Here is a 16,328-nt window from a genome sequence, read left to right as displayed (position 1 = left end):
CCCCGCGGGCGGAGGTGGCGCGGACCGACGTGGCGCGTGCGCCGGCCGCGCCGGTCGCAGCGCCGACGCCGGCACCGACGGCGACGCTGGCGTCACCCGCCGACTTCCGCCCGGCGCTGGACGAGGCGTTCGACGCGGTGATCGGCGACGACAAGCGCGTACACCTGGCGGTGGTCGGCGCGCAGATCCAGAAGCTGATGCCCGACTTCGACCCGCGCAACTATGGCATGCGCAAGCTGTCCGACCTGGTCGAGAACGAGCCGGGTTACGACATCCTGCGCGAAAAGGTCGCGACCGGAGGCGACCGGTTATATGTCGAACGGCTGAGCACGACGCCGGTGCGCCGCAGCCGGTAAGGGGTTTTTCATCGGTCCGGTTTGTGGGTCTGGCTGGCGATATGCCCGGACCTGGCTGATCTTGCATTCGGGGGGCGGGCGTAGTCGAGAAGTGTTCCCCGAGCGTAATCCAGTGACGCTGTCGACGTCTCGGCTGCGCTCGACGGAGCCCTCGACTGCGCTCGGGATGGACGGGTGGCGAATGCCGCAATCCACGCAGCGGTCCAACGGTCCTACCCGTCAGCTGCCGGGATCGCGGCGGGCCTGTTTCGCGGCGTAGAGCGCGCGGTCTGCCTCGGCCAGCAGGACATCGAGATCGGGGCGGGGGGCGGTGCCGAGCGTGGAGCCGATCGATGCGCCGACCCGGACGCCCGACGGCACCACGCCGTAAGCCTCGACGAAGCAGGCCTGCAGATGTGCCGCGAAGGTCGCGACCTCGTCCCCATGGCGGACGGGCACCTGGATGACGACGAATTCGTCCCCGCCGACGCGGGCCGCAAGATCGGTCGGGCGCAAGCGGGTGCGGATGCGGGCGGCAACCTCGGCCAGGACCGCATCGCCGGCGGGGTGGCCATATTTGTCGTTGACGGGCTTGAACCCGTCCAGGTCGCAATAGTGCACCGCCAGCATCGGCGCGCCGCTGGTGGGCCGGATCTTGCCGAACGCCTGGCGCAGGCCGAAGCGGTTCAGCAGGCCGGTCAGCGGGTCGTTGCGGGCGACCGTCGCCATTTCCTGCGCGATCGTGATGTGGCGGCGTGCCGCGTCATAGCCGTAGCGGACGGTGCCGAACGCGGCGAGCAGGAACAGCAGGATGCCAAGCGACAAGACGGTGTGATGGGCCTCCGGATGCAGCCAGGCAGCGACGATGACCGGGACCGTGGTGACCGCCAGCGCCAGCATGCAGACGAGCGGACGCACCGATACGCGAGAGATCAGGCCGGACGAAAAACCGAACATCATCGCCACGGTCAGCATCTGCAGCGCCGGATCACCGATCGCGAACATCCGCAGGCCCAGCGCGCTGACGAAGGCGGAGAACAGGATCAAACCCAGGCTGTAGCGCAGTTCCCAGGTCGCAGCGGTGGCCGCGTCCGGGATCATCCCGCCGTTCCGGTGGCGCGTGCGGCGGAAGGCGCGCAGCAGCAGCAGCCGCGGAATGAGCGTAAGGACCCCACCCAGGGTCAGCGCGGCCGTGATCGGATCGCCCAGCGTCAAGCTGAGGTAGGTGCCGAGCGCCGTATACATGAGGCTGACGATCCAGGTCGGCCCCGCAATGTCGAACAGCCCGGTTACGAGTTCGATATAGACCGGGTCGGGTTCGGGATCGATGAGGAGACGGCCGGACATCGGCGCGGACTAGCAGATCGTCGTCAACAAACCCTGAAGGATCGTCTCACGTCGCGCCAACGAGAGATTGTCGGTTCAGCTGGCGTCGCCGCGATATTTCAGTTCGAGGAAGCGACCCTGCGTGGCCAGCCGGTGGAGGTCGCCGTCCGCGATGCGTTCGGCCATGCGCGCCAGTTCCTCGTCCACCACCGCCAGCCCGTCGAGCAGCTGGCGATCCGGATGCAGGCCGGAGCGGGCCGCACCATCGCGCAGGGCGGGGGGCACGCGGCGGTAGCCGGTAATGAGTTCGGGCAATTCCTCGCCGATCAGTTTGCGCAGGTCGGCCGCGGCGGGGGTGGCGGGGTCGAGCGTGGCGAGCTGGGGGCTAAGTGTTTCGAGCTTCAGCCCGATCGCGTCGACCAGGGTGATGGCGGGGGCGGGCAGCGCGGGGCGTTGCTGTTCCAGCCAGCTTTCGGTGCGGGCGGGCAGGCGTGCGATGTCGGGCGCGGCCAGATCGGCGGCGCGCGCCTCCGGCTCGGCCGACGCGAGCATGACCAGCGTCCAGGCGATCGCCATCGCGATCCCGAACAGGATCGCGCCGGTCATGCCGATCGGCGCGATCAGCCCCGCAACGACCGTGACGAGCGTGACCGCGATGGTGACCATGAACAGTCGCTTGGCCGTCTGGCTGTTCCGGCGGCGGCGGCGCGCCCGGCGGCGGGCGACGCGGGCACGGTTGCCCTCGCTCACGCGGCGCAGGACGGCGTCGGCATTCTCCATCACGCGGTCGCTGTCGTGCATCTCAGCGGTCCAGGCGGAACGGATCGGCGGTCGCGGCAGGCCCCGAGATTGCGGACTGGGCACCCTCCGCCCGCGCGATGTAGCCGCGGGACTTGTCGACCTCGTCGGTCAGCACGTCGACGGTCTGCTTCATCGAGGCCAGCGCCTGCACCTTGAACGCGTCGATCGTGTCCATCGTGGTGTAGATGTTCTGGAACGCGCGCTTGAGCGTTTCGAGCGGGATGGTGGAGGCGGCGGCCTGCGCGTGGATCTGCCCGGTCTGCGTGCGGAGTAGCTCGCCCGTGCTGTCGATGATGTTGGCGGTGGTGGTGTTGAGCGCCGTGATCTGCCCCAGCACCAGTTTCTGCGCGGTCAGCGCCTGCGCCACGGTGACGGCGGTGCGCAGCGCCGCGACCGTGGTGGTCGATGCGCGGTCGACGCCCTTCACCAGCTCGACATTGTTCTTCTTCACCAGATCGAGCGCGAGATAGCCCTGCACGGTGACCGCCATCTGCGTCAGCAGGTCCGTGCTGCGCTGGCGGACATAGAACAGTGCGGTTTCCCTGATCGCCTTGGCCTTGGCGGGGTCGCTGATCTCCAGGTCGGCGGCGGTGTCCTCCAGCCGGGCGTCGAGCGCGCGGGAGATGTGGATCATCTGTTCCAGCCGGCCCATCGCGGCCCACAGCGTCTGCCGTTCGACATCGATCGCGGCGTTGTCGCGCAGCAGTTCGTCCTTGCCCGAGGCGAGCCGGGCGAGGATCGCGGCGATGTGGGTCTGTGCGCTCTTATAGCCGTCGAAATAGTTCTTCATGCTGTTGCCGAACGGCAGGATGCCGAACAGCTTGCGCGGGGCGAGCGCGTGGCGGCCGGGATCGAGGTCCTCGATCGTGCGGCGCAGCTCGGCCAGGTCGGTGCCGACCGACCCTTCCTCGTCCATCGCGCGGACCGGACGATCGAGGAAGCGGTTGGACTGGCCGGCGGCCTCCGCGATCTCGCGCCGGCCCATGTTGGTGATGGCGTCGACCTGCGCGCCGAACTCGGGGCTGTTCGCGTCGGCCGCGACGAGCTTGGTGACGAAGCCCTCGACCTTTTCGTTCAGCTGGCCGCGTTGCGTGTCGTCGAGCGGGACCAGGCCCGCGGCGCGTTCCGCGGTGACCGCGCGGACGGGGGGCGGGGGTTGCAGCACCAGATCGTCCTGCGCGCCGCCGGTCGCATCGGGGGAGCCTGCCGTCGCCATGTCGTGCCTGTCCTGGTTGCGCGTCTGTGGAAGGCAGGATGGACGGGTATGCGGGACGGATCAAGTGTGATGCTTGGGTAATACGGGTTTTGGGGGTGGGGGTGGTGCCGACCGACAAGCCCGTCACTCCGGCGGAGGCCGGAATCCACTATCGCTCCGGTCGGGGGCGCGGGGTGTGGTTGCGGCGGGGAAGGTGCGTCCGGTTCCGGTGCGCGCGGGTGGCGTCGGGAGCATGTCCGCTGCGGCCGCAGCGATACGGGCGGGCGGAGTGATAATGGATCCCGGCGTCCGCCGGGATGACGGGGGCGATGCCTGGGTCAGGGCGCGCGTCGTGAAAGAGTGTGGAACAACACACCTTTGCGCTGCGGCGGTTTTCGGCTATGCGCCGCCCCGATCATTTCTCGTTATCAGGATTATCCATGAGCCTCCGCAACGTGGCCATCATCGCGCACGTCGATCATGGCAAGACCACGCTGGTCGACCAGCTGTTCCGCCAGTCCGGCACTTTCCGCGACAACCAGCGCATCGAAGAGCGCGCGATGGACAGCAACGACCTGGAAAAGGAGCGTGGCATCACGATCCTGGCCAAGCCGACCTCGGTCGACTGGACCCCGCCGGGCGCCAGCGAGAGCATCCGCATCAACATCGTCGACACGCCCGGCCACGCCGATTTCGGCGGCGAAGTGGAGCGCATCCTGAGCATGGTCGACGGCGTCGTCCTGCTGGTCGACAGTTCCGAAGGCGCGATGCCGCAGACCAAGTTCGTGACGGGCAAGGCGCTGGCGCTGGGCCTGAAGCCGATCGTGGTCGTGAACAAGGTCGACCGTTCCGACGCGCGCATCCAGGAAGTGCTGGACGAGGTGTTCGACCTGTTCGTCTCGCTCGACGCCAATGACGAGCAGCTCGATTTCCCGGTGCTCTATGCATCCGGCCGCAACGGCTATGCATCGACCGACATGGACGCGCGCGAAGGTACGCTGATCCCGATGTTCGAGACGATCGTGAAGCATGTGCCCGCCCCCAAGGTGGAAGTGGAGGACGTGCCGTTCACGTTCCTCGTCACCCTGCTCGACCGCGACAACTTCCTCGGCCGCGTGCTGACGGGGCGCGTCAATTCCGGCACGATCAAGATCAACCAGCCGATCCACGCGCTGAACAACGATGGCAAGATCGTCGAGACGGGCCGCGCGTCCAAGATCATGTCGTATCGCGGGCTGGAGCGCGTGCCGGTCGACGAGGCGAAGGCAGGCGACATCATCTCGCTGGCCGGCCTGTCGATCGCGACCGTGGCCGACACGATCGCCGACATCACGGTGACGGAGCCGCTGCACGCGCAGCCGATCGATCCGCCCACGCTGTCGATGCGTTTCGCCGTCAACGATTCGCCGATGGCAGGGCGTGAGGGCACCAAGGTGACGTCGCGGATGATCCGTGACCGCCTGATGCGCGAAGCCGAGAGCAACGTGGCGGTCAAGGTCGTTGAGGCATCCGACAAGGACAGCTTCGAAGTCGCGGGCCGCGGCGAGTTGCAGCTGGGCGTGCTGATCGAGACGATGCGCCGCGAAGGGTTCGAGCTGGGCATTTCGCGCCCGCGCGTGCTGTTTGGCGAGGACGAGCATGGCAACAAAACCGAGCCGTACGAGACCGTCATCATCGACGTGGACGACGAGCATTCGGGCACGGTCGTAGAGAAGATGAACCTGCGCAAGGCGGAGATGACCGACATGCGGCCATCGACCGGCGGCAAGACGCGCATCACCTTCTCCGCACCGTCGCGCGGCATGATCGGTTATCATGGTGAATTCCTGTCCGACACGCGCGGCACGGGCATCATGAACCGGCTGTTCGAGAAGTACGGGCCGCACAAGGGCACGATCGAGGGCCGGAAGAACGGCGTGCTGATCTCCAACGGCACGGGCGAAGCGAACAACTATGCGCTGGGTCCGCTCGAGGAGCGCGGCATCCTGTTCATCGGCCACGGCGAGCAGCTGTACGAGGGCATGATCGTCGGCGAGAACGCCAAGACGGACGACCTCGAGGTCAACCCGATGAAGACCAAGGCGCTGACCAACTTCCGCGCAAGCGGCGGCAAGGACGACCAGGTGCGCCTCAGCCCGCCCAAGCGCGCGACGCTTGAGCAGGCGATCGCGTACATCGACGACGACGAGATGGTCGAAGTGACGCCGAAGTCGATCCGGCTGCGCAAGCGCCACCTCGACCCGAACGAGCGCAAGCGCGCGTCGCGGTCCAAGGCGGCCTGATCCTTCAGGTCTGGTTCTCGAAAGGGGGTCGTCGTTCCATGCGGGACGGCGGCCCCTTCTGTTTTGGGGTGATGGTGATGGACTATCGGTTGGGTGGGCCGGCGGATGCGCCGGCGGTGGCGGCGCTGTTCGAGGCGAGCTTCGTCGCGACGTTCGGGCATCTTTATGCGGCAGAGGATCTGGCGGCGTTCCTGGGGCAGTTCGGGGCGGAGCGCTGGGCCGCGGAACTGGCGGATCCGGATCTGGTGTTTCACATCGCCGAACATGCCGGGCGGATCGTTGGCTATGCGAAGGTCGGACCGCCGTCACTACCGGTGGAGGTCGAGGGGCCGGCGCTGGAACTGCGGCAGCTATACCTGCTGACCGACGCGCAGGGCAGCGGGGCGGGGCAGGCCTTGCTAGACCGCGTGTTCGCGACCGCGGCGGTCCGCGGGGCGGCTGCAGTGATTCTGTCGGTCTATATCGACAACCACCGCGCGCGACGCTTCTACGAACGCAACGGGTTTGAGCGGGTGGGGCGGTATGTGTTCATGGTGGGGAGCCATGCGGACGAGGATGACCTGATGGTGCGGGTGGCGGTCGGCTTGCCTGCGGACGCAGGATGACGGACACTTGCCGGTATGCTGATCCCCGTCATTCTTGCGGCAGTGGCCGCCGTCACTCAACCAGCGGCGCCGCTCAGCAAACCGTCATGGACCCGCTTTACCGTCCCAGTCGCAATGGATCATGTCGCAGTTCTGTCGGTGGATCGCGGGTGGGGGCCGAAGGTTGATGAGAAAACTACGATCGTCCGGTCGGGTCACTGGCAGCGTGAGACGACGGTCGAGGACGGCCGGGTCAGGATAGCTATCGCGGACCTGCGTTCCAGCAAGTCGGTGCAGTTCAGCCAACAGCCGGACGGTGCTTACGCGTCGATGAACATTAGCGGAATTCAGGAATCGAGCGAAGGGGTCTTCGTGCTGACCAACGCTTCGGATGTCGCCTTGGGAGAAACTTGCAAGGTCTGGGAATTCCGGTGGGACGGCATTGTAGAACAAAATTGCTTGACGCACGACGGTATCATGCTGTGGCAGCGTGTCGTAGGATCGTCGGGCATCGTCTTGAGTTCGGCACGGACCCTGTCTTTCTCGCGAACGGCCGTGCGATCCGACGCCGCGGCACCGCCGCGCGATCTGTTCAACTTGGATGCGTGGGGACGATGGCCGGCCCGTGCGCCCGCCGGCCGTAACCACCACGTCAGGTTGGTCGGTCCGAGTAGTTCGAACGGTCGGCCTGTTCCCACGCTCGACGTACGCCGGGTAGGTGAATACTGGTCGACAATCGAAACGGGCCATCGAGGGCGCAACCGGACCTATGCAAGTCCGGCGCTTCGTATCTCGGTTTCGGAGGACGCAAGCGGCCGACTGCGGCGGCTCGATGTGTCGCGAACAGAAGGTTCAATACCGCGTCCGATGTTCGGAGTACTGAAAGTGGCGACGCCCGACGCGCCCAGGAATGTTCTGAACGAGAAATGCGTCAACTACACCTCGACAGTTACGACGTTCGATTACGGTGAATTGCTCTGCCTTACGGATGACGGCGTTTTGTTGGCGAAAACGACGTTCTCGATGGGGTCGGGGAGGTTTCTGGCGGCCGCCGAGCTGACCAGAGGAAAGCTGACGATATTGGATGTTACGCCGCAAGCGGATATACTCGCGAAGGACTAGGTTGGCGGTAGCGTCGCTGGTAGGCTGGACCCCGTCGCGGTAGTCGGTGCCGCCTTAGTTGCAATGCTGACAGTTTTGCCTTTACGTTAACGTCAGGTGCGGGCATCCTTTGATAAAGAGGAGAGCCGTGATGGCCGTTGTGGATGAGGATGTGTTCCGCGCGGAAGTGCGCGATTGGCTGGAGGCGAATTGCCCCGCGGAGATGCGGGCGCCCGTCCGTGGGGATGAGGATCTGTGCTGGGGTGGGCGGAACCCGACCTTTTCCTGTCCGGAGCAGAAGGTCTGGCTGGATCGGATGGCCGCCAAGGGCTGGACCGTGCCCGACTGGCCGGTGGCCTATGGCGGTGGTGGGCTGACGCCGGCGGAGACCAAGATCCTGCGGGCGGAGATGAAGGCGATTGGGGCGCGCAGTCCGCTCTATTCGTTCGGGATTTCGATGTTGGGGCCCGCGTTGCTGGAATATGGCAGCGAGGCGCAGAAGCTGCATTACCTGCCACAGATTGCGCGCGGCGAAATCCGGTGGTGCCAGGGCTATTCCGAGCCAGGGGCGGGCTCCGACCTCGCTTCGTTGCAGACGCGCGCGGACGACAGGGGCGATCACTGGCTGGTGAACGGCCAAAAGGTGTGGACCAGCTATGCCGACAAGGCGGACTGGATCTTCTGTCTGGTGCGGACCGATGCGACGGAGAAGCAGAAGGGGATCACCTTCCTGCTGTTCGACATGGCATCGCCCGGCGTCACGACGAAGCCGATCCTGCTGATTTCGGGCAGTTCGCCCTTCTGCGAGACGTTCTTCGACGATGTGCGCGTGCCGAAGGATCAGGTGGTCGGCGCGGTAAACCGCGGCTGGGACGTCGCAAAATATCTGCTCGGTCATGAGCGCGAGATGATTTCGGGCATGGGCCTGGCGGCGGGGGATCCGTCGTTGGGGCGGACGCTGACCGATATCGGCGATCCGGGGTTGCGGGCGCTGGTGGCGGCGTTCGACGTCGATGCCTATGCGTTCCAGGCGATGTCCGAACGGTTCATCGACGAGTTGAAGGCGGGGCAGGCGCACCCGGCCCAGCCATCGATGATGAAATATGCCGGGACCGAACTGAACAAGCAGCGGTCCGAACTGGCGATGGCGGCGGGTGGATCGGACGCGCTGGAATGGGACAGCGCGCGGTCGAACACGGGTGCGGCGGCGCGGACCTGGCTGCGCAGCAAGGGCAATTCGATCGAGGGGGGCACGAGCGAGATCCAGCTGGGGATCGTCGCCAAGCGCATCCTGGCGCTGCCGGGCTGACGCCCACGCCGCTTGCGACCTAATTCCGGAGAGCTGCATGCCGTTATATCTGACCGACGACCAGATCATGTTGAAGGACATGGTCGGACCGATGCTGGGCGAGGAAGGGCCGCGCCACCTGCGGCGCTTGCGCGACGGGCATGACGCGGCGGGCTGGTCGCGCGAGCTGTGGGCACGGTTCGGGGAGATGGGGCTGGCGGGCGTGCTGGTGCCGGAGACGGCGGGCGGATCCGGACTGGGCCATGTCGAGGCGGGGATCGTGCTGGAGGCGATCGGGCGTAACCTGACGCCGTCGCCCTTCCTGGCGACCGCGGTGGCGGGCGTGACGGTGCTGGCGGCGGCCGACGACGCGGTGCGCGGGCGGTGGTTGCCCGATGTGGTGACCGGCAGCGCGACGATCGGGATCGCCGTGGACGAGGGAGCCAAGCACCGGCCCGCGGCCATCGCGTTGCGGGCCGAGCGGTCGGGCAACGGGTTCCGGCTGACGGGTAGCAAGACGTTCGTGGTGCAGGGCGGGACGGCGGACCTGCTGATCGTGGCCGCGCGGACGGCGGGCGCGGCGGGCGAGGAAGCCGGCATCACGCTGTTCGCGGTGCCGCGGGCGAGCGAGGGGCTGGATGTCGAGAGCGTGCGGCTGGCCGATAGCGGTATGGCGGCACGACTGGCGTTCGACGGGGTGGCGGTGGATGCCGATGCGGTGATCGGCGAGGTCGACGGCGGCTGGGGTCTGCTGTCGCGGATGCTGGATGCCGGGCGGGCGGGGGCGGCGGCCGAACTGGTCGGCGTGGGCGGTGCAGCGCTGGACCTGACGGTCGATTATCTGAAGACGAGGCGGCAGTTCGGGCGCGAGATCGGGACGTTCCAGGCGTTGCAGTTCCGCGCGGCGCATCTGTATTCCGAGCTGGAGATTGCGCGCGCCGCGACGCTGAAGGCGCAGCAGATGCTGGACGCGGAACATGCCGATGCACCCAAATGGGTGGCGGTGGCCAAGGCGAAGGCCGGGCAGGCGGCGACGCTGGCGGTGCAGGAAGGCGTGCAGATGCACGGCGGGATCGGCATGACCGACGAATATGACATCGGCCTGTACATGAAGCGCGACCGCGTGTTGCAGGAATGGTTCGGTGATGCGGCTTTCCAGGCGGACCGGCTGGCGGTGATGAACGGGTTTTGAGGTAGGGGGGCCTGGACAAGCTGGCCCCGCCTCTGGGTCGTAGGCTCGACGCTACCTCTTCAATACCGCGACGTCGAAGGGGTGTGGTGACACTGCGTAGAACGCTCGCGCCTCACCGTGCCAGCGACAGGTTCATCCGCGCGGTGGCGACGGGGCGGGTCTCGTCGTCCTGCCAGGCGTGGACCGCGACGGCGGTGATGCGCGCGCCGTTGCGGACCAGCAGGCCGCGGGCGAAGGTGGGGACGAAGCGGGCACCGCGCAGGAAATCGACGGTCATGCCGATCGGCTTGATCGCGACGTACGCGTCGCCGAACGCCTGCCGCGCGGCCAGGATACCGGCCATTTCGAGCAGGCCGGAGAGCGCGCCGCCGTGGAGGAACCCCGGGCGGCCCATCAGATGATCGGCAGGCGGCAGGCGGAGGTGCGGCGCGACGTCCGGGTCGTCATCCTCGTGGATCAAGATGCCGAGCGTGCGCGCATAGGGCGGCAGCTGCATCATGCCGCGTCGGTGAACATGAATGTGCCGGCGACATGCGCGACCGGATCGTCGGGATCGCCGTCATGCGCCTGGCCGCGGACGAAACCGATCCGACGGGTCAGGCGGTAACATTCGCCGTGGCCGATGACGGCGCGGCCGGACACAGCGGCGCGCAGATAATCGACCCGCAGATCGAGCGTGGCCAGCGGCATGAAGGCGGCGACGCGCGTCCACACCGCCATGCTGGTCGCCATGTCCATCAACGCCACGATCGGCCCGGACGCCAGCACGCCGGTATCGGGATCGCCGATCAGCGTATCGGCATAGGGCAGCCGCAGGTCGACCCAGTCCGGCCCGTGCGCGACATAGCCCAGCCCGAGCCAGGCATTGTGGCCCAGCCCGGACAGCAAGCGGGCGAACCGCGCCGGATCGAACGTCGCATCCGCGACCGGCCCGACGCGGTCCGCCACCGGGATCAGCCGCCGATCTTGCCGAGCACGCTCTGCAGCTGCATCGCGACGGACATGTCGCCTTCGACCTTCAACTTGCCGGACATGAACGCGGTCATCGGGTTGAGCGTGCCGCCGGCCAGCGCCTGCCAATCTTCCCACGACACCTTGACGGTGGAATCGGCGTCGCCGTCCGCCTCGGTCACTTCGCGGGCGACGCCGTCGAGCAGGATGACGCCCTCCGGACCGAAATCGATCTTCACCTTCTTGCCGGCGACGAATGCGTCTGCCTGCGCGAACTTGGCGGCCATGTCGGACTTGGTCATATTCGGCTCCTTGGAATAACGGGACCGCGATAGCCTGCTTGACGCGAACGTCAAGCATCGTGGTGCGGGCTGGTACAAACCGGCTGCTGCTGTAGGCGGCGGGTTGAGACAGGAAGGTGAAGCTGAATGGATGACGACATGCGCGCGATGGAGCGGATCGCGGCGGCGCTGGAACGGATCGCGCCGCCGGTTCCGGTATCGGCGGACGCCGCGACGCACCCGGCCTACATCTGGCGCGACGGGGCGCTGGTCGCGGCGCGGGCATTCGCGCCGCTGCCGCTTGAAGCGCTGGTCGGGATCGATGCCCAGAAGGCGGTGCTGGTCGAGAATGGCCGGCGGCTGGCGCAGGGCCATGCTGCGCACGACGCGCTGCTGTGGGGTGCGCGCGGGTCGGGCAAGTCCGCGGTGGTGAAGGCCAGCGTCGGGGCTCTGCAGGCGGACGGGCTGGACATCGCGCTGGTCGAGGTGGCGGGCGACCGGATCGCGACGCTGCCGGCTTTGTTCGACCGGCTGGCCCCCGTCGGGCGCGCGTTCATCCTGTTCGTGGACGATCTGGGGTTCGACAACGACGCAGGTGCGCCGCGCCTGCTCCGGTCGTTGCTGGAGGGCGGGGCGGAGGCGCGGCCGGGCAATGTGCGCGTATATGTCACCGCCAACCGCCGCCACATCGTGCCGCGCGACATGGCGGAACAGGACGCCGCCATCAACACGCGCGACGTGGTGGACGACCGGCTGGCGCTGGCCGACCGGTTCGGACTGAGCCTGGGGTTTCATGTCGCGGACCAGGGCGCATATCTGGCGATGGTTGCGGGCTATGCGGCGCGGCTGGGATTGCCGTTCGATCCGATGGATGCCGTCGGCTGGGCCACTACGCGGGGCGGGCGATCGGGGCGCGTGGCCTGGCAATATGTCGTGGAACTGGCGGGGCGGGCCGGGCGCCGGGTTTGAGAGTTTGATCGCGCGCGGCGGCAACGTGCGCGTTCGAAGTCGTCATCCCGGCGGACGCTGGAATCCATTATCGTTACGCTGCGGGTTGGCTGCTAGCGGAGTGGTAATGGATCCCGACCTTCGTCAGGATGACGGGGATGAGGTTGGGGTTTTCCTGACCGCAGGGTGCGGGTCGAAACTTCGATGCGGCGGGTTCGGGATTGCGGCGTTATCGTGGCGATCCGGGGCGTGGCGCCCGTAATTCAGGAGGTTTCGATGAAGCTTTATTATGCCCCCGCGACATGCGCGATGGCCGATCATATCGCGCTGATCGAGGCGGGGATCGCGTATGAACTGGTCCGCGTCGACCTGAAGGCCAAGACGACCGAGGACGGAGCGGATTATCTGGCGGTCAATCCAAAGGGATATGTGCCGGCGATCGCGCTGGACGACGGGACCGTGCTGACCGAGAACTTGGCGATCCTGAACTGGATTGCGGACACGTCCGGAACGCTGATGCCGGCGGACGGGATCGGTCGGTATCGCGTGATCGAGGCGACCGCCTATGTCTCGGGCGAGCTGCACAAGAACTTCAAGCCGTACTTCAACCCGGCGGCGAGCGAGCTGGAGCGCGACGAGGCGCGCGCGATGCTGACCAAGCGGTTCGCGCTGGTGGAGGAGATGCTGACCCGCGACGCCTATCTGGCCGGGCCGGACTTTACGGTGGCGGACTGTTATCTGTTCGTGACGATGAACTGGGCGGTGAACAAGGTGGGGATGGACCTGCCGCCGCAGACCATGGCGCATTTCACCCGGCTGGGTGCGCGGGCCTCCGTGCAGCAGGCGATGCGCGAGGAAGGGCTGGCGTAAGACCGGTCCGAGGACGACAGCTACCTGTCGGCATGGTCGTCATCCCGGATCAAGTCCGGGATGACGAGTTCGAAAGGCAGGACGGCTCAGCCCAGGCTTTCGGACTGTTCCGCCAGTTCGAGCCAGCGTTGCTCGGCGGCTTCCTTCTTGGTGCGGGTGGCGGCGATCGAGGCCATCAGCGTATCGAATTTCTTGGGGTCGCGGACGTAGAGGGCGGGGTCGGCGAGGAGGGCCTCGTCGCGCTTGATGGTGGCTTCGAGCTTTTCAATCTCCTTGGGAAGCAGGTCGAGGTCGCGCTGGTCCTTGTAGGTGAGTTTTTTCGCGATCTTCGGGGCCTCGGGGGCGGACTTGGTGCTCGCCTTCTTCGGTTCGCGCTTGGGCGCGCGCTGGCGTTCCCAGTCCTCGTAGCCGCCCGCGACGATGTCGACATGGCCGCTGCCGTCCAGGCCGAGCGTGACCGTGACGGTGCGGTCGAGGAAGTCGCGGTCGTGGCTGACGATCAGGACGGTGCCGTCATAGTCGGCGATCACCTCCTGCAACAGGTCGAGCGTTTCGAGGTCGAGATCGTTGGTCGGCTCGTCCAGCACGAGGAGGTTGGAGCGCCGGGCGAATTCGCGCGCGAGCAGCAGGCGCGAGCGTTCGCCGCCGGAGAGCGTCGCGACGCGCGCCTCCGTCATCGACGGGTCGAACAGGAATTCCTTCAGGTAACCGTGGATGTGCTTGCGGACGCCCTGCACGTCGATCCAGTCGCCGCCGTCGGCGAGCACGTCGCGGACCCGCTTGTCGGGCGCCATCAGGCTGCGCTGCTGATCGATCACGACGGCGTCGAGCGTTTTCGCGAGCTTCACGCGGCCCTCGTCGGGTTCGACCTCGCCGGTCAGCAATTTCAGCAGCGTCGACTTGCCGGCACCATTCGCGCCGACCAGACCGATGCGGTCGCCGCGGGTGACGCGGAAGCTGAAATCCTTGATGATCGTGCGGCCGTTATAGGCCTTCGTCACATGCTCGGCGTCGATGACCGTCTTGGTGCGGACGTCGTCGGTGCCGATGCTGAGCCGGGCGGTGCCCTGCGGCCCGAGCATTGCCTTGCGGGTGGCGCGCATCTCGACCAGCTTGGTGAGGCGGCCCTGGTTGCGGCGGCGACGCGCGGTGACGCCGCGCAGCATCCAATGCTCTTCGATCTTTAGCTTCGCATCGAGGCGCTCGGCGTTGCGCTGTTCCTCGTCATGGACGCGTTCGGTCCACGCCTCGAACCCGCCGAACCCGATTTCCGCACGGCGGATGCCGCCGCGGTCGAGCCAGAGCGTCTGTTTCGTCAGGCGGGTGAGGAAGGTTCGGTCATGGCTGATCGCGACGAACGCACCGTTGAAGCGGTTCAGCCATTGTTCGAGCCAGTCGATCGCGGCGATATCGAGATGGTTGGTCGGCTCGTCGAGGAGCAGGACGTCCGGGTCCATGGCGAGCGCGCGGGCGATGGCGGCGCGGCGGCGCTCGCCCCCCGATGCGGTGGCGGCTTCGCGGTCGAGGTCGATGCCGATCTGGTCGGCGATCGATTCGACTTCGTGGACGGCGGGCTCCGCCTCGCCGGGTGCTGCGGACATGGCGTAGTCGCGGAGCGTGGCAAACCCGGTCATGGCAGGTTCCTGTTCCAGCAGGATGACACGGCTGCCCGGCACGATGGTGCGACGCCCCTCGTCGCAATCGATGCGGTTGCCGAGCAGTTTCAGCAGCGTGGTTTTGCCCGCGCCGTTGCGGCCGATGAGCGCCAGCCGGTCGCGCGGGCCGACATAGATGTCGAGGTTGCGGAACAGCCAGCCATGGCCCTGGACCAGGCCGAGATCTTCATAGGCGAGAATGGGTGCGGACATCGTGCAACAATCACCGAGAATATGGAGGCCGCGCGATATTCACGGCCTGTTCAATGCCGCCGCCCTATGCCACGTCGCCATGAATATGAAGACGTTAATCCTGTGTGCGCTGGCGGCGAGCCAGATCGCCGCGGTTCCGGCCGCGGCGCGAGCGGAGCGCTCGCGGGACCAGAATGCCGCGGCGGAGGCGCGTCGGTCCGGCAAGATCAAGTCGCTGCGCGAGATCGAGGACCGGGTGATCCCGCGGATGATGGGTGCGCGGTATCTCGGGCCGGAATTTGATGCGCAGACCGCGACATACCGGTTGAAATTCATGCGCGGCGGGGCCGTGCTGTGGCTGGATGTGGACGGGCGGACCGGGGCGGTCATCGGGCGGTCGGGCGAGTGATTTACGGAGCCCCGATGACAGACTGCCGCCGTATCTCGTCATCCTGACGGAAGTCAGGATCCATTATCGCTACGCTCTCGGTTGCCGGCGACCGAAGTGATAATGGATCCCAGCGGCCGCTGGGATGACGGTCGCGGCATTGATATGACCCGGTTTCGGCGGTGCCACGAAACTTGATCTTCCCCCCGCTTTGGTGTGGAGCAGTCCCTTGAAGCGATGGAGCCCTGAACATGCGTGTATTGATCGTCGAGGACGAACCCAATCTGGGGCGGCAGTTGCGCGCGACGCTGGAGGGGGCCGGCTATGCGATCGACCTGGCGACGGACGGCGAGGACGGGCATTTCCTGGGCGCGAGCGAGAGCTATGACGCGGTGGTGCTCGACCTCGGCCTGCCGGGGGTCGACGGGCTGACGGTGCTGGACCGCTGGCGCAAGGAGGGAAAGGATTTCCCCGTGCTGGTGCTGACCGCGCGCGACAGCTGGTCCGACAAGGTCGCCGGGCTGGATGCGGGAGCGGACGATTATCTGGCCAAGCCGTTCCAGACGGAGGAGCTGATCGCCCGGTTGCGCGCGCTGATCCGCCGGGCATCGGGTAACGCATCGTCCGAGCTGACCGCGGGCGACGTACGGCTGGACACGCGCAGCGGCAAGGTGACGCTGGCCGGCGAACCGGTGAAGATGACCGCGCAGGAGTATAAGCTGCTGAGTTACCTGCTGCACCACAAGGGCAAGGTGGTGAGCCGGACGGAATTGATCGAGCATATCTACGATCAGGATTTCGACCGCGATTCGAACACGATCGAGGTGTTCGTGACGCGGATCCGCAAGAAGCTGGGGCCGGACGTCATCACCACGATCCGCGGCCTCGGCTACAGCCTGGAAGATACGGATGGCTGACGCCGTGCCGGCGGTGCGCGAC

The 16,328-nt window shown here is 66.8% G+C and carries 17 protein-coding genes; 10 read left to right on the top strand and 7 right to left on the bottom strand.

Annotated features, from left to right (window positions below; translation table 11 throughout):
• The coding region (locus tag BKY59_RS11210; RefSeq protein ID WP_206362058.1) for an OST-HTH/LOTUS domain-containing protein at window positions 1–356 on the top strand (356 nt) is incomplete at its 5' end.
• A gap of 219 nt (window positions 357–575) precedes the next feature.
• Here the strand turns inward: BKY59_RS11210 and BKY59_RS11205 are convergent.
• The 3 genes from BKY59_RS11205 to BKY59_RS11195 form a co-directional block, all read right to left on the bottom strand.
• On the bottom strand, window positions 576–1,682 hold the full coding sequence (locus BKY59_RS11205) for a GGDEF domain-containing protein (protein WP_076071510.1): 1,107 nt from the start codon (window positions 1,680–1,682) through the stop codon (window positions 576–578).
• A 75-nt stretch (window positions 1,683–1,757) separates the two neighbouring features.
• Window positions 1,758–2,462 carry an HAD family hydrolase gene (locus BKY59_RS11200; protein WP_076071509.1) on the bottom strand — a complete coding sequence of 235 codons (705 nt, stop codon included), beginning with the start codon at window positions 2,460–2,462 and terminating at the stop codon, window positions 1,758–1,760.
• A gap of 1 nt (window position 2,463) precedes the next feature.
• Window positions 2,464–3,678 carry a toxic anion resistance protein gene (locus tag BKY59_RS11195; protein WP_076071507.1) on the bottom strand — a complete coding sequence of 405 codons (1,215 nt, stop codon included), beginning with the start codon at window positions 3,676–3,678 and terminating at the stop codon, window positions 2,464–2,466.
• A gap of 419 nt (window positions 3,679–4,097) precedes the next feature.
• On the opposite strand from BKY59_RS11195, the gene typA reads away from it, so the two are divergent.
• The 5 genes from typA (at window position 4,098) to BKY59_RS11170 (ending at window position 10,104) form a co-directional block, all read left to right on the top strand.
• Window positions 4,098–5,939, top strand: coding sequence for a translational GTPase TypA (gene typA / locus BKY59_RS11190; protein WP_076071505.1), 1,842 nt, complete (start codon window positions 4,098–4,100; stop codon window positions 5,937–5,939).
• 71 nt (window positions 5,940–6,010) lie between these two features.
• The gene (locus BKY59_RS11185; protein WP_240500071.1) at window positions 6,011–6,544 is read left to right on the top strand and encodes a GNAT family N-acetyltransferase; all 534 of its coding nucleotides are present in this window, start codon (window positions 6,011–6,013) and stop codon (window positions 6,542–6,544) included.
• A gap of 15 nt (window positions 6,545–6,559) precedes the next feature.
• Entirely contained in the window at window positions 6,560–7,645 is a 1,086-nt protein-coding gene (locus BKY59_RS17415; protein ID WP_129586356.1) for a hypothetical protein, read from the top strand.
• Window positions 7,646–7,775: 130 nt separating this feature from the next.
• Entirely contained in the window at window positions 7,776–8,933 is a 1,158-nt protein-coding gene (locus BKY59_RS11175; RefSeq protein ID WP_076071502.1) for an acyl-CoA dehydrogenase family protein, read from the top strand.
• A 37-nt stretch (window positions 8,934–8,970) separates the two neighbouring features.
• The gene (locus BKY59_RS11170) at window positions 8,971–10,104 is read left to right on the top strand and encodes an acyl-CoA dehydrogenase family protein (protein WP_076071500.1); all 1,134 of its coding nucleotides are present in this window, start codon (window positions 8,971–8,973) and stop codon (window positions 10,102–10,104) included.
• Window positions 10,105–10,216: 112 nt separating this feature from the next.
• On the opposite strand, the gene BKY59_RS11165 is transcribed toward BKY59_RS11170, so the two are convergent.
• The 3 genes from BKY59_RS11165 to BKY59_RS11155 are packed head-to-tail and all read right to left on the bottom strand — an operon-like array spanning window position 10,217 to window position 11,357.
• Complete coding sequence (locus BKY59_RS11165; RefSeq protein WP_240500070.1) at window positions 10,217–10,603, bottom strand: PaaI family thioesterase; 387 nt, start codon at window positions 10,601–10,603, stop codon at window positions 10,217–10,219.
• A complete protein-coding gene (locus tag BKY59_RS11160; RefSeq protein ID WP_076071498.1) occupies window positions 10,600–11,052 on the bottom strand; it encodes a PaaI family thioesterase in 453 nt (150 codons plus the stop codon). The genes BKY59_RS11165 and BKY59_RS11160 overlap by 4 nt, the downstream gene beginning before the upstream one ends.
• 5 nt (window positions 11,053–11,057) lie before the next feature.
• On the bottom strand, window positions 11,058–11,357 hold the full coding sequence (locus tag BKY59_RS11155) for an SCP2 sterol-binding domain-containing protein (protein WP_076071496.1): 300 nt from the start codon (window positions 11,355–11,357) through the stop codon (window positions 11,058–11,060).
• A 126-nt stretch (window positions 11,358–11,483) separates the two neighbouring features.
• Between BKY59_RS11155 and BKY59_RS11150 the strand changes: the two genes are divergently transcribed.
• Together BKY59_RS11150 and BKY59_RS11145 are read left to right on the top strand one after the other, a co-directional pair.
• Window positions 11,484–12,305, top strand: coding sequence for an ATP-binding protein (locus tag BKY59_RS11150; protein WP_076071494.1), 822 nt, complete (start codon window positions 11,484–11,486; stop codon window positions 12,303–12,305).
• 255 nt (window positions 12,306–12,560) lie between these two features.
• Window positions 12,561–13,154 carry a glutathione S-transferase N-terminal domain-containing protein gene (locus BKY59_RS11145; RefSeq protein ID WP_076071492.1) on the top strand — a complete coding sequence of 198 codons (594 nt, stop codon included), beginning with the start codon at window positions 12,561–12,563 and terminating at the stop codon, window positions 13,152–13,154.
• 86 nt (window positions 13,155–13,240) lie between these two features.
• Here BKY59_RS11145 and BKY59_RS11140 read toward each other — a convergent pair whose 3' ends face one another.
• Window positions 13,241–15,022, bottom strand: a complete 1,782-nt coding sequence (locus tag BKY59_RS11140) for an ABC-F family ATP-binding cassette domain-containing protein (RefSeq protein WP_076071490.1) — start codon at window positions 15,020–15,022, stop codon at window positions 13,241–13,243.
• Between the two features lie 85 nt (window positions 15,023–15,107).
• Between BKY59_RS11140 and BKY59_RS11135 the strand changes: the two genes are divergently transcribed.
• Together BKY59_RS11135 and BKY59_RS11130 are read left to right on the top strand one after the other, a co-directional pair.
• A complete protein-coding gene (locus BKY59_RS11135; RefSeq protein ID WP_240500069.1) occupies window positions 15,108–15,410 on the top strand; it encodes a hypothetical protein in 303 nt (100 codons plus the stop codon).
• Window positions 15,411–15,640: 230 nt separating this feature from the next.
• Window positions 15,641–16,306 (top strand): response regulator transcription factor, encoded by a 666-nt coding sequence (locus BKY59_RS11130; protein WP_076071487.1) that lies wholly within the window; start codon window positions 15,641–15,643, stop codon window positions 16,304–16,306.
• Window positions 16,307–16,328 lie beyond the last annotated feature (22 nt).

This window comes from Sphingomonas montana (genome assembly GCF_001956315.1).
GTDB classification, from domain to species: domain Bacteria; phylum Pseudomonadota; class Alphaproteobacteria; order Sphingomonadales; family Sphingomonadaceae; genus Sphingomonas_R; species Sphingomonas_R montana.
The sequence above is the reverse complement of the archived record's forward strand: the minus strand, read 5'-3'. Positions and strand labels throughout refer to the sequence as shown.

What these genes read in the sequence shown, in the direction of transcription:
- BKY59_RS11205 (WP_076071510.1), bottom strand. Translation starts at nt 1,682, where the DNA reads ATGTCCGGCCGTCTCCTCATCGATCCCGAACCCGACCCGGTCTATATC.
- BKY59_RS11200 (WP_076071509.1), bottom strand. Translation starts at nt 2,462, where the DNA reads ATGCACGACAGCGACCGCGTGATGGAGAATGCCGACGCCGTCCTGCGC.
- BKY59_RS11195 (WP_076071507.1), bottom strand. Translation starts at nt 3,678, where the DNA reads ATGGCGACGGCAGGCTCCCCCGATGCGACCGGCGGCGCGCAGGACGAT.
- typA (WP_076071505.1), top strand. Translation starts at nt 4,098, where the DNA reads ATGAGCCTCCGCAACGTGGCCATCATCGCGCACGTCGATCATGGCAAG.
- BKY59_RS11185 (WP_240500071.1), top strand. Translation starts at nt 6,011, where the DNA reads ATGGTGATGGACTATCGGTTGGGTGGGCCGGCGGATGCGCCGGCGGTG.
- BKY59_RS17415 (WP_129586356.1), top strand. Translation starts at nt 6,560, where the DNA reads ATGCTGATCCCCGTCATTCTTGCGGCAGTGGCCGCCGTCACTCAACCA.
- BKY59_RS11175 (WP_076071502.1), top strand. Translation starts at nt 7,776, where the DNA reads ATGGCCGTTGTGGATGAGGATGTGTTCCGCGCGGAAGTGCGCGATTGG.
- BKY59_RS11170 (WP_076071500.1), top strand. Translation starts at nt 8,971, where the DNA reads ATGCCGTTATATCTGACCGACGACCAGATCATGTTGAAGGACATGGTC.
- BKY59_RS11165 (WP_240500070.1), bottom strand. Translation starts at nt 10,603, where the DNA reads ATGATGCAGCTGCCGCCCTATGCGCGCACGCTCGGCATCTTGATCCAC.
- BKY59_RS11155 (WP_076071496.1), bottom strand. Translation starts at nt 11,357, where the DNA reads ATGACCAAGTCCGACATGGCCGCCAAGTTCGCGCAGGCAGACGCATTC.
- BKY59_RS11150 (WP_076071494.1), top strand. Translation starts at nt 11,484, where the DNA reads ATGGATGACGACATGCGCGCGATGGAGCGGATCGCGGCGGCGCTGGAA.
- BKY59_RS11145 (WP_076071492.1), top strand. Translation starts at nt 12,561, where the DNA reads ATGAAGCTTTATTATGCCCCCGCGACATGCGCGATGGCCGATCATATC.
- BKY59_RS11140 (WP_076071490.1), bottom strand. Translation starts at nt 15,022, where the DNA reads ATGTCCGCACCCATTCTCGCCTATGAAGATCTCGGCCTGGTCCAGGGC.
- BKY59_RS11135 (WP_240500069.1), top strand. Translation starts at nt 15,108, where the DNA reads ATGAAGACGTTAATCCTGTGTGCGCTGGCGGCGAGCCAGATCGCCGCG.
- BKY59_RS11130 (WP_076071487.1), top strand. Translation starts at nt 15,641, where the DNA reads ATGCGTGTATTGATCGTCGAGGACGAACCCAATCTGGGGCGGCAGTTG.